Source organism: Photobacterium jeanii (assembly GCF_001650345.1).
Lineage (GTDB): Bacteria > Pseudomonadota > Gammaproteobacteria > Enterobacterales > Vibrionaceae > Photobacterium > Photobacterium jeanii.
The window spans coordinates 52,346-62,556 of the sequence record NZ_LVHF01000031.1; the positions used below are offsets into that span (position 1 = coordinate 52,346).

At 47.7% G+C, this 10,211-nt stretch carries 7 protein-coding genes and 4 tRNA genes; 10 read left to right on the plus strand and 1 reads right to left on the minus strand.

The features are described from left to right. Window positions 1-78: 78 nt before the first annotated feature. On the minus strand, window positions 79-2,616 hold the full coding sequence (mutS, locus tag A3K86_RS17680) for a DNA mismatch repair protein MutS (RefSeq protein WP_415860043.1): 2,538 nt from the start codon (window positions 2,614-2,616) through the stop codon (window positions 79-81). A 188-nt stretch (window positions 2,617-2,804) separates the two neighbouring features. On the opposite strand from mutS, the gene A3K86_RS17685 reads away from it, so the two are divergent. The 10 genes from A3K86_RS17685 to A3K86_RS17730 all read left to right on the plus strand — a co-directional run bounded on the left by A3K86_RS17685 (window position 2,805) and on the right by A3K86_RS17730 (window position 10,075). Further along, window positions 2,805-3,314: a CinA family protein gene (locus tag A3K86_RS17685; protein WP_068334418.1), complete on the plus strand. Its 510-nt coding sequence runs from the start codon at window positions 2,805-2,807 to the stop codon at window positions 3,312-3,314. Window positions 3,315-3,428: 114 nt separating this feature from the next. Further along, window positions 3,429-4,484 (plus strand): recombinase RecA, encoded by a 1,056-nt coding sequence (gene recA / locus A3K86_RS17690; RefSeq protein WP_068334424.1) that lies wholly within the window; start codon window positions 3,429-3,431, stop codon window positions 4,482-4,484. A gap of 93 nt (window positions 4,485-4,577) precedes the next feature. Then, window positions 4,578-5,057, plus strand: a complete 480-nt coding sequence (gene recX / locus A3K86_RS17695) for a recombination regulator RecX (protein ID WP_068334427.1) — start codon at window positions 4,578-4,580, stop codon at window positions 5,055-5,057. A gap of 215 nt (window positions 5,058-5,272) precedes the next feature. After that, window positions 5,273-7,894, plus strand: coding sequence for an alanine--tRNA ligase (gene alaS / locus A3K86_RS17700; RefSeq protein WP_068334430.1), 2,622 nt, complete (start codon window positions 5,273-5,275; stop codon window positions 7,892-7,894). 15 nt (window positions 7,895-7,909) lie between these two features. Further along, window positions 7,910-9,088, plus strand: a complete 1,179-nt coding sequence (locus A3K86_RS17705; protein ID WP_068334433.1) for an aspartate kinase — start codon at window positions 7,910-7,912, stop codon at window positions 9,086-9,088. Between the two features lie 84 nt (window positions 9,089-9,172). Continuing rightward, window positions 9,173-9,370, plus strand: coding sequence for a carbon storage regulator CsrA (gene csrA / locus A3K86_RS17710; protein ID WP_048900608.1), 198 nt, complete (start codon window positions 9,173-9,175; stop codon window positions 9,368-9,370). A gap of 230 nt (window positions 9,371-9,600) precedes the next feature. Continuing rightward, window positions 9,601-9,692: transfer RNA gene (locus tag A3K86_RS17715), tRNA-Ser, on the plus strand. Window positions 9,693-9,723: 31 nt separating this feature from the next. Further along, a tRNA-Arg gene (locus A3K86_RS17720) sits at window positions 9,724-9,800 on the plus strand. Window positions 9,801-9,854: 54 nt separating this feature from the next. After that, window positions 9,855-9,931: transfer RNA gene (locus tag A3K86_RS17725), tRNA-Arg, on the plus strand. Window positions 9,932-9,998: 67 nt separating this feature from the next. After that, window positions 9,999-10,075 (plus strand) — tRNA-Arg (locus A3K86_RS17730). The last annotated feature ends 136 nt before the right edge of the window (window positions 10,076-10,211 follow it).

A 10,211-nucleotide genomic window follows, 5' to 3' on the forward strand; every position in this document is an offset into this window, starting at 1 on the left:
GTCATAAATTGTAATCCAAAAGAGGACGCTGAATGCGTCCTCTTACTTTTTTGGTGTGCTTGTTTTAGCCCGTCGCGATTAAAGCAGCGCTTTAAGGCGGTATAGCTCATCGAGGGCTTGGCGCGGTGTCATTTCATCTGGGTTGATGTTTGACAGTGCTTCTTCCACTTCGCTTGGCTCTGGGATCAGAGTCAGCTGATTTTCTTCTTTTGGTACGCCACCTGCCGGCTTCACCGCTTGCTGATGGCCACTGGCTTCAAGCTGTTGAAGCTTTGTCTTGGCGCGTTTGATCACCGCTTTCGGTACCCCCGCTAGACTCGCAACGGCTAGACCGTATGACTTGCTCGCTGCACCTTCTTGCACTGCATGCATGAAGGCAATGTCATCACCGTGTTCAACCGCGTCAAGGTGAACGTTGGCAAGACCATCCATCAGCGAAGGCAGTTCGGTTAGCTCGAAGTAGTGAGTGGCGAACAGTGTCATTGCGGCGATTTTTTCTGCCAACCATTCGGCACTTGCCCATGCTAGCGAGAGGCCATCGTAGGTACTGGTACCACGGCCAATTTCATCCATCAGCACTAAGCTGTTTTCGGTTGCATTGTGCAGAATGTTAGCTGTTTCCGTCATTTCAACCATGAAGGTCGAGCGACCTGATGCCAAATCATCGGATGCACCGATGCGGGTAAAGATGCGATCGAGTGGGCCAATTTTTACTGCTTCTGCTGGCACGAAAGAGCCGACATGTGCCATCAAGGCGATCAGCGCTGTTTGACGCATGTAAGTCGATTTACCGCCCATGTTTGGACCGGTCACAATCAGCATACGGCGATCGCGATGCAGTGAGATTGGGTTAGCGATGAATGGTTCGCTCAGGACTTGCTCAACCACTGGGTGGCGACCTGCGGTGATGTCGATCCCTGTTTGTTCGCACAGTTCAGGACGACAGTAGTTTAAGGTGTCAGCACGCTCGGCTAAGTTCGCCAATACATCTAACTCAGATAGGGCGTTGGCGATTAATTGCAGTTGCTCAAGGTGTGGCAATAGCATGTCGAATAGCTCTTCCCACAGTTTTTTCTCAAGCGCGAGGGCTTTCGACTTAGAGTTCAGTACCTTGTCTTCGTGCTCTTTGAGCTCAGGGATAATGTAACGCTCAGCATTTTTCAGCGTCTGGCGACGAACATAGTGGCTTGGTACTAAGTGGCTTTGGCCACGGCTTACTTGAATGTAGAAACCATGAACTTGGTTGAAGCCCACTTTTAAGCTGTCGATGTCGTGGTGTTCACGTTCGCGTTGTTCAAGCTCATCAAGGTAACGAGTCGCGCCGTCAGCTAGATCGCGCCATTCGTCGAGCTCTGCATTGTAGCCTTCAGCTAACACGCCACCGTCACGGATCACTACTGGCGGGTTTTCTTTGATTGCTCGTTCTAATAGCTCGCAAATCTCATCCATTGGCGCGGCATCTTTGGCTAGCTGCTGGATACGGCTTTGCTCAAGCTCAGATAGAATATCGGTCAGCTCTGGTAAGTGCTGAAGTGCGGTGCGCATACGCGCTAAGTCGCGTGGACGCGCAGAACGTAACGCAAGGCGCGCCAAGATACGCTCAAGATCGCCCATGTTGCGCAGGTTGCCCGCCACATCAACAAACAAGCCAGCATCTTTAAAAGCAGCAATGGCATCAAGGCGACCATTAAGCTGCTGGTGGTCACGGATCGGCTGGTGTAACCAACGTTTAAGAAGGCGGCTACCCATAGGGGTTGCTGTGTGATCCAGTACCGATGCCAAGGTATTATCAAATCCGCCCGCAAGGTTTTGGGTTAGCTCAAGGTTACGACGGGTCGCTGCATCCAAAATCACTGCATGATCTTTGCGATCTAGCGTGATCGCACGAATGTGAGGCAGGGCGGTACGTTGAGTATCTTTTACGTACTGAAGCAAACAACCAGCAGCGCATAGACCGTGCTCAGCGTTTTCTACTCCAAAACCGACCAAGTCACGAGTGCCAAATTGCATCGTAAGTTGTTGGCGGGCCGTTTCCAGTTCAAACTCCCACAGTGGACGGCGGCGTGTGCCTTTGATTGGCTCTACCAAGTGCAGGAAGCTGAAATCTTCTGGGTATAGTAGTTCGGCAGGGCTGGTGCGTTGTAGCTCCGCTTGCATCGCTTCTTCGGTTTCAGGCTCTGACAGCATAAAACGACCAGAAGTGATATCGAGTGTAGCGTAGCCAAACTTAGTGCCAGAGTGGAAGATAGCCGCGATCAGGTTATCGTGACGTTCATTCAGTAAGGCTTCATCACTGACGGTACCCGGGGTGACAATACGCACCACTTGGCGTTCAACCGGTCCTTTGCTGGTGGCTGGATCGCCGATCTGTTCACAGATCGCGACAGACACACCTTGTTGAACAAGCTTGGCAAGGTAACCTTCTACCGCATGGTATGGCACACCCGCCATCGGGATAGGTTCACCGTTTGAAGAGCCACGCTTGGTCAGAGAAATATCTAACAGTTGCGATGCATTTTTCGCATCATCGAAAAAGAGTTCGTAGAAATCCCCCATACGATAAAACAGCAGCGTGTCTGGATTCTCAGCTTTGATCCTGAGATATTGCTGCATCATTGGGGTGTGTTTTTCTAAACCTTTCACTGTCACGATATTGCCTACTTAGTTCGTTCAAAATATGCCAGATAAATTCTGGAGAGTAAGGATACGTGAAACCGTTTTAGTGGCAAAGAGGTAGCTGAGATTTTATTTACTCGTTCATAGGTATAGTATCGGTGCATTACTTGGGGAAGAGGGAAGTGACGATGATAGAAGACAATGTAAATCGTCAAATTGTCGATGTAGCGCAAGGGCTTGGTGAGGATCTACAGGCACAAGGCTGGGTGGCTACCACTGCAGAGTCTTGTACCGGTGGCGGGGTATCGATGGCGATCACCGAGGTAGCGGGCAGTTCAGCTTGGTTTGATCGTGCTTTTATTACTTATAGTAATGAGGCCAAGATGGAAATGCTGGGAGTGACCGAGCAGGCGCTTATCGACCAAGGTGCGGTGAGCGAGTTGGTGGTCACTCAAATGGCGCAAGGGGCATTAGCCCATTCAGCAGCGCAGATCAGTGTGGCGATCAGTGGTATTGCGGGTCCATCAGGAGGCACCGAGACCAAGCCTGTTGGCACCGTGTGTTTTGGTTGGGCGGATACTACTGGATGGTACTGTACAAATACCCAAATATTTACGGGTGATCGCGCTCAAGTTCGCGAGCAAGCGGTGTTATTTGCTTTGCAAGGTATGCGGGATCGCTTGCTATCACTGGGCTGAGCGTGATCTTGGTGCTATTTACCATAAAAAAGTTTTAACCAGTGCTTGATACTGTATGAATAGACAGTATACTAACCCTCATCAACCTTATTTCATCATCCGTTGGAGAGTCGAATGGACGACAACAAACAGAAGGCTCTTGCCGCAGCGTTAGGCCAGATTGAAAAGCAATTCGGTAAAGGTTCAATTATGAAATTGGGCGACAACCGAACGATGGATATCGAAACTATCTCTACAGGCTCACTGTCGCTAGATATCGCACTAGGTGCTGGTGGCTTACCAATGGGTCGTATTGTTGAAATTTATGGTCCTGAATCTTCAGGTAAAACAACTCTGACACTTGAAGCGATTGCTTGTGCACAGAAAGCGGGTAAGACCTGTGCTTTCATCGATGCCGAGCACGCGCTTGACCCTATCTACGCTCAAAAACTGGGTGTTGATATCGACCAACTACTTGTTTCTCAGCCAGATACTGGCGAACAAGCACTGGAAATTTGTGACGCACTAGCACGTTCAGGTGCCGTTGACCTTATCGTAGTTGACTCCGTTGCCGCTCTAACACCAAAAGCGGAAATCGAAGGTGAAATGGGTGACTCGCACATGGGTTTGCAAGCACGTATGCTTTCGCAAGCAATGCGTAAGCTAACAGGTAACCTAAAGCAGTCTAACTGTATGTGTATCTTCATCAACCAAATCCGTATGAAGATTGGTGTGATGTTCGGTAATCCGGAAACAACTACGGGTGGTAACGCACTGAAATTCTATGCTTCTGTTCGTCTTGATATTCGTCGTACTGGCGCAATCAAAGAAGGTGACGAAGTAGTTGGTAACGAAACACGTATTAAAGTGGTGAAGAACAAGGTTGCAGCTCCGTTTAAACAAGCTGAGACTCAAATTCTTTACGGTCAAGGCTTTAACCGTAACGGTGAGCTAATCGACCTAGGTGTTAAGCACAAGCTAGTAGAAAAAGCGGGTGCATGGTACAGCTACAAGGGCGATAAGATCGGCCAAGGTAAAGCAAACTCATGCAAATACTTGGTAGAAAACCCAGCGATTGCGGCTGAAATTGAAAAAGCACTGCGTGACATGCTGCTAAACACAGCACCACTTGAAGATGCTGAAAGTGCGGATATCGAAGATATCGATGCAGAAGAAGGTGAAGCGTTTTAATCACGGCTTCCTTCTCGCACAGCGAATGACTAAGTAAACAGCGGGCTCTGTATTCGATACAGGGCCCGTTTTGTTTTATCACAGGAAATCAAGATGACAGATGAAAGCACGCCGCGTAAGAAAAGGCCGCTACCACCAGTAAAAGAAGCTGCGGTCGCGTATTTATCTCGCCGTGACCATGCGGAAAAAGAGCTAAGGCAAAAGCTTAAGCGGCGTGGTTATAGTCATGGCGATATTGAGCAAGCGATAGATTTTTGCCAAGACTATAAGTGGCTTGATGATGTCCGCTATGCTGGCACCACGATACGTAATGGTATTGCTAAAGGGTGGGGTGAGTTGCGGATCAGACAAGAGATGGAACTGAAAGGGGTGAATAGCCAAGTGATTGAACAAGTCATGGCGGTCCATGAAATTGATTGGTTTGAGCACGCCAGGGCTGTGGCACAACGTAAATATGGTGAAACGCCAATGGAGACGCAGAAAGAAAAAGCAAAACGCTTTCGTTTTATGCAGTCTCGCGGTTTTGACTTCGAGCAGATAGCGTATGCATTCGATCAAGACGAAGAATATTAAAAAATCCTTTCTATAATTGTGCTATTTCACAACATAACATTACCTGTTACCGCCACCGTTGTTTTACAATAGCCCCCAAAAAATTTATCTTAGAGCGATTCGTTCCTTAGTAAATAAGAGGTATACCGCCTTAAGGGTACCTTTCAACCTGCTGAGGTAATCGCTTTACGTGATTATTCTGTCATCAATACAAAGCATTTATTCAGGATTTGCCAATGTACATGAGCACTGATGAGATTCGCCGTGCGTTTCTTGCGTTTTTTGAGAGCAAGGGCCACCAGATTGTGGAAAGCTCTTCGCTAGTACCTGCGAACGACCCAACTCTGTTGTTCACCAACGCCGGTATGAACCAATTTAAAGACACTTTTCTAGGTCTTGAAAAGCGTAACTACACACGAGCGACAACAGCTCAGCGTTGTGTGCGTGCGGGTGGTAAACACAATGACCTTGAAAACGTAGGTTTCACTGCGCGTCACCACACGTTCTTCGAAATGCTGGGTAACTTCAGCTTTGGTGACTACTTCAAGCAAGACGCTATCAAGTACGCTTGGGAATTCCTAACTGACGTACTTAAGTTGCCTGCAGATCGTCTACTGGTTACCGTTTACGAGAGCGATGACGAAGCATTCGATATCTGGAATAAAGATATGGGTATTCCAGCAGATCGCATCGTACGTATTGGCGATAACAAAGGCGCACCTTACGCATCAGATAACTTCTGGCAGATGGGTGATACCGGTCCTTGTGGTCCATGTACTGAAATCTTCTACGATCACGGTGAGCACATTTGGGGCGGCCGCCCTGGTACACCTGAAGAAGATGGTGACCGTTTCATCGAGATCTGGAACAACGTATTTATGCAGTTCAACCGTCAAGCTGACGGTACTATGGAACCGCTACCTAAGCCATCAGTTGATACTGGCATGGGTATCGAGCGCATCGCTGCAATCATGCAGGGCGTTCACTCAAACTACGAAATCGATATTTTCCAAACGCTAATTAAAGAAGCGGCACAGGTTATCGGTTACGAAGACCTTTCTAATCAATCACTACGTGTAGTGGCTGACCACATTCGTTCATGTGCCTTCCTGATCGTTGATGGTGTAATGCCTTCAAACGAAGGTCGTGGTTACGTACTGCGTCGTATTATTCGTCGTGCAGTTCGTCACGGTAACAAGCTTGGTGCGCAAGGTGCTTTCTTCTACAAACTAGTAGGTCCATTGGCTGAGATCATGGGTACTGCAGGTGAAGAGCTGAAGAAACAGCAACAAATGGTTGAGAAAGTACTGAAGATTGAAGAAGACAACTTTGGTCGTACTCTTGATCGTGGTCTAGCAATCCTAAGTGAAGCGCTAGAGAACCTTGATGGTAAAGTGCTAGATGGTGAGACAGTATTTAAACTGTACGACACTTACGGCTTCCCAGCGGATCTAACCAACGACGTAGCGCGTGAGCGTGGCTTCTCTATCGATGAAGACGGCTTTAACGCGGCGATGGAAGCACAACGTCAGCGTGCTCGTGAAGCGGGTTCTTTCGGTGTTGATTACAACAGCGCAATCAAAGTAGACGCATCAACTGAGTTCTGCGGTTACGACGGCACCCAAGGTGAAGGCGAAGTTGTCGCGCTTTACCGTGAAGGTGAAGCGGTTGAATCTGCGAATGCTGGTGAAGAAGTACTGGTTGTTCTAGATAACACGCCGTTTTACGCAGAATCAGGCGGCCAATGTGGCGATGCGGGTTTGATTAGTGCTTCTGAAATGAAGTTCGACGTTGCAGATACGCAAAAATTCAGCGATGCTATCGGCCATTCAGGCGTAGTGGCAGAGGGTACAATCAAAGTAGGCGACAAAGTATCAACAAAGGTTGACGCTGAACGCCGAAAAGCAATTACTTTGAACCACTCAGCAACACACTTGTTGCATGCCGCACTACGTAACTTGCTGGGTGAGCACGTAGCGCAAAAAGGTTCGTTAGTAAAAGCTGATTCACTGCGTTTTGACTTCTCTCACCTAGAAGGTGTGAAGCCAGAACAACTACGCGAAATTGAGCGTGTGGTGAACGAGCAGATCCGTCTAAACCACGCGATCGAAACCAATGTTATGGACATTGAAGCTGCGAAAGAAAAAGGTGCGATGGCACTGTTCGGCGAGAAATACGATGACGAAGTACGTGTACTGAGCATGGGTGAGTTCTCGACTGAGCTGTGTGGTGGTATCCACGCGAACAACACGGGTGATATTGGTCTATTTAAGATTGTATCTGAAGGTGGTATCGCAGCGGGTATCCGTCGTATCGAAGCGGTAACAGGTTCAGCAGCAATTGAAGCGCTTCACGCGCAAGAAGCACTGCTAGCAGAAACCGCAAGTCTGGTGAAATCAGACGCAGCTTCAGTAGCAAACAAAGTTAGTGCTTTGGTTGCTCACAGTAAGCAGTTAGAAAAAGAAATCCAGCAACTAAAAGATAAGTTAGCGGCACAAGAAGGTGCAGATCTTATCAATCAAGCGCAAGAAATTAACGGCGTTAAAGTGCTGGTTTCTAAGTTAGATGGAGCGGACAACAAAGCACTACGTGGCATGGTTGATGAACTGAAAAACCAACTAGGTAGCGGCATTGTTGTTCTTGGTAACGTAAACGGCGACAAGGTTGGTCTTATCGCGGGCGTAACCAAAGACCTAACTGGCAAAGTAAAAGCTGGCGAACTAGTTAACCTAGTGGCGCAGCAAGTTGGCGGTAAGGGCGGCGGTCGTCCAGATATGGCACAAGCAGGTGGCACGGATGCAGCGGCACTGCCAGCAGCACTAGACTCTGTAACACCTTGGTTAGCTGACAAACTGTAAAACTGGAGAGGTGAAGTGGCACTATTAGTGCAGAAATTTGGTGGTACTTCGGTCGGTAGTATCGAACGTATTGAAGCGGTGGCTGAGCGTGTGATTCAAACACGCCAGCTTGGTCATAAAGTGGTTGTTGTGTTATCGGCAATGTCGGGTGAGACCAATCGTCTCCTTGGCTTGGCAAAACAGATCGACGAGGTGCCGACACCTCGTGAACTGGATGTCTTGCTGACTGCAGGTGAACAAGTATCGATCGCCTTGCTGGCAATGGCCCTCAATAAACGAGGCTTCAATGCTGTTTCGATGACAGCAGATCAAGTCACTATTCGAACGGATAATGCATTTAATAATGCCAATATCATATCGATAGATACAGACAAACTAGAAAGCCAGCTCGACCAAGGCAAGATTGTGGTGGTGGCTGGTTTCCAAGGTCGTGATAGCGATAACAATATCACGACCCTTGGTCGCGGTGGTTCAGATACCACCGCGGTTGCCGTTGCTGGCGCATTGAAAGCTGACGAATGTCAGATTTTTACCGATGTCGATGGGGTCTATACAACAGACCCGCGCATTGTGCCAGCCGCATTACGTTTGCCTGAAATTCACTTCGACCATATGCAAACTATGGCTGCTTGTGGCGCTAAAGTGCTACAATTACAGTCAGTTGAGTATGCACAGATGCACCAGGTACCATTACGCGTATTGTCTTCGTTTGAAGATGGCGAAGGGACTTTGGTGACATTTAATACTCAATACTCATCGCAGGTGGTGGGTATCGCTGTGCAGCGTTCACAAGCGTTAATTGAAATTGCTCAATCTATGGATGCGTTACAGCAACAACTTGAGCTCTTTGGATTGCGATTTTGGATGGTTGCGAATACAGCACAGAGTGCACAAATTGTTGTCGCAATTGATGATTTACCACGTTTGCGACTAGTGTTTGATAATAAAATGCGCCATATTAGTGATGTAGCCACCTTATCTATGGTGGGTGATAATGTTATGACGGTCACTGATGCAGTGACAACAGCATTAAACAACACAAATATTCAGGTGCATCATAACAAGCAAATAACTGACTGCGTTTCATTGTTAATCGATGAAACTGATCACCAAGTTGCCATGGAAACCATCCATCGTGACTTTGTTAATAGTCAGGAAATTTTGGGCAATCCATCACTTCTGGCAGTTTCTTAGAAGGGAACTATTTACGAAGTCGTAAAATTTGTTGGATAATGCCTGTTAAATACTGATAGAAGAGATTACTCAAGGAGCACATGAATGCTTATTTTGACTCGTCGCGTAGGTGAGACGTTAATGATTGGTGACGAAGTAACTGTCACTGTACTAGGTGTAAAAGGTAACCAAGTTCGTATCGGCGTAAATGCACCGAAAGAAGTTTCTGTTCACCGTGAAGAAATCTACATGCGTATTCAAGCGGAAAAAGAAACTGGAACACCAAATACTGGTAACTTCTAATTTCGAGGAAGGTCGGCCTATTGATTGCTGGCCTTTTTTGTATCTGGCAGTTGCTTCTGCCAGCTCATCTTACTGCTAAATTAATGAAAAATTAGTTAAATACTTCACAGAGATGCCCGATAAATTCCCGTCTTGGCTATTAAGTGTGCATCCGTGTCGTGATCGTCGTTTTTTATCGATAAAGTGTTTGACTTATTTTTGCCTGACAGTAATATGAGCCCCCGCAAGACGGTGAGGTGGCCGAGAGGCTGAAGGCGCTCCCCTGCTAAGGGAGTATACGGTTTATCCCGTATCGAGGGTTCGAATCCCTCCTTCACCGCCATTTTCTTTTTTTGAAAATTTACTTGCACTGCGCGCTCGTAGCTCAGCTGGATAGAGTACCTGGCTACGAACCAGGCGGTCGGAGGTTCGAATCCTCCCGAGCGCGCCATTATTTACAAATGCATGGATTACANTTCTTTTTTTGAAAATTTACTTGCACTGCGCGCTCGTAGCTCAGCTGGATAGAGTACCTGGCTACGAACCAGGCGGTCGGAGGTTCGAATCCTCCCGAGCGCGCCATTATTTACAAATGCATGGATTACAAAGCATTTTTGCTTTATAGTCGGTGCTGACAACAAGTTTCTGCGCGCTCGTAGCTCAGCTGGATAGAGTACCTGGCTACGAACCAGGCGGTCGGAGGTTCGAATCCTCCCGAGCGCGCCATTATTTACAAATGCATGGATTACAAAGCATTTTTGCTTTATAGTCGGTGCTGACAACAAGTTTCTGCGCGCTCGTAGCTCAGCTGGATAGAGTACCTGGCTACGAACCAGGCGGTCGGAGGTTCGAATCCTCCCGA

What these genes read in the sequence shown, in the direction of transcription:
- mutS (WP_415860043.1), bottom strand. Translation starts at nt 2,616, where the DNA reads ATGATGCAGCAATATCTCAGGATCAAAGCTGAGAATCCAGACACGCTG.
- A3K86_RS17685 (WP_068334418.1), top strand. Translation starts at nt 2,805, where the DNA reads ATGATAGAAGACAATGTAAATCGTCAAATTGTCGATGTAGCGCAAGGG.
- recA (WP_068334424.1), top strand. Translation starts at nt 3,429, where the DNA reads ATGGACGACAACAAACAGAAGGCTCTTGCCGCAGCGTTAGGCCAGATT.
- recX (WP_068334427.1), top strand. Translation starts at nt 4,578, where the DNA reads ATGACAGATGAAAGCACGCCGCGTAAGAAAAGGCCGCTACCACCAGTA.
- alaS (WP_068334430.1), top strand. Translation starts at nt 5,273, where the DNA reads ATGTACATGAGCACTGATGAGATTCGCCGTGCGTTTCTTGCGTTTTTT.
- csrA (WP_048900608.1), top strand. Translation starts at nt 9,173, where the DNA reads ATGCTTATTTTGACTCGTCGCGTAGGTGAGACGTTAATGATTGGTGAC.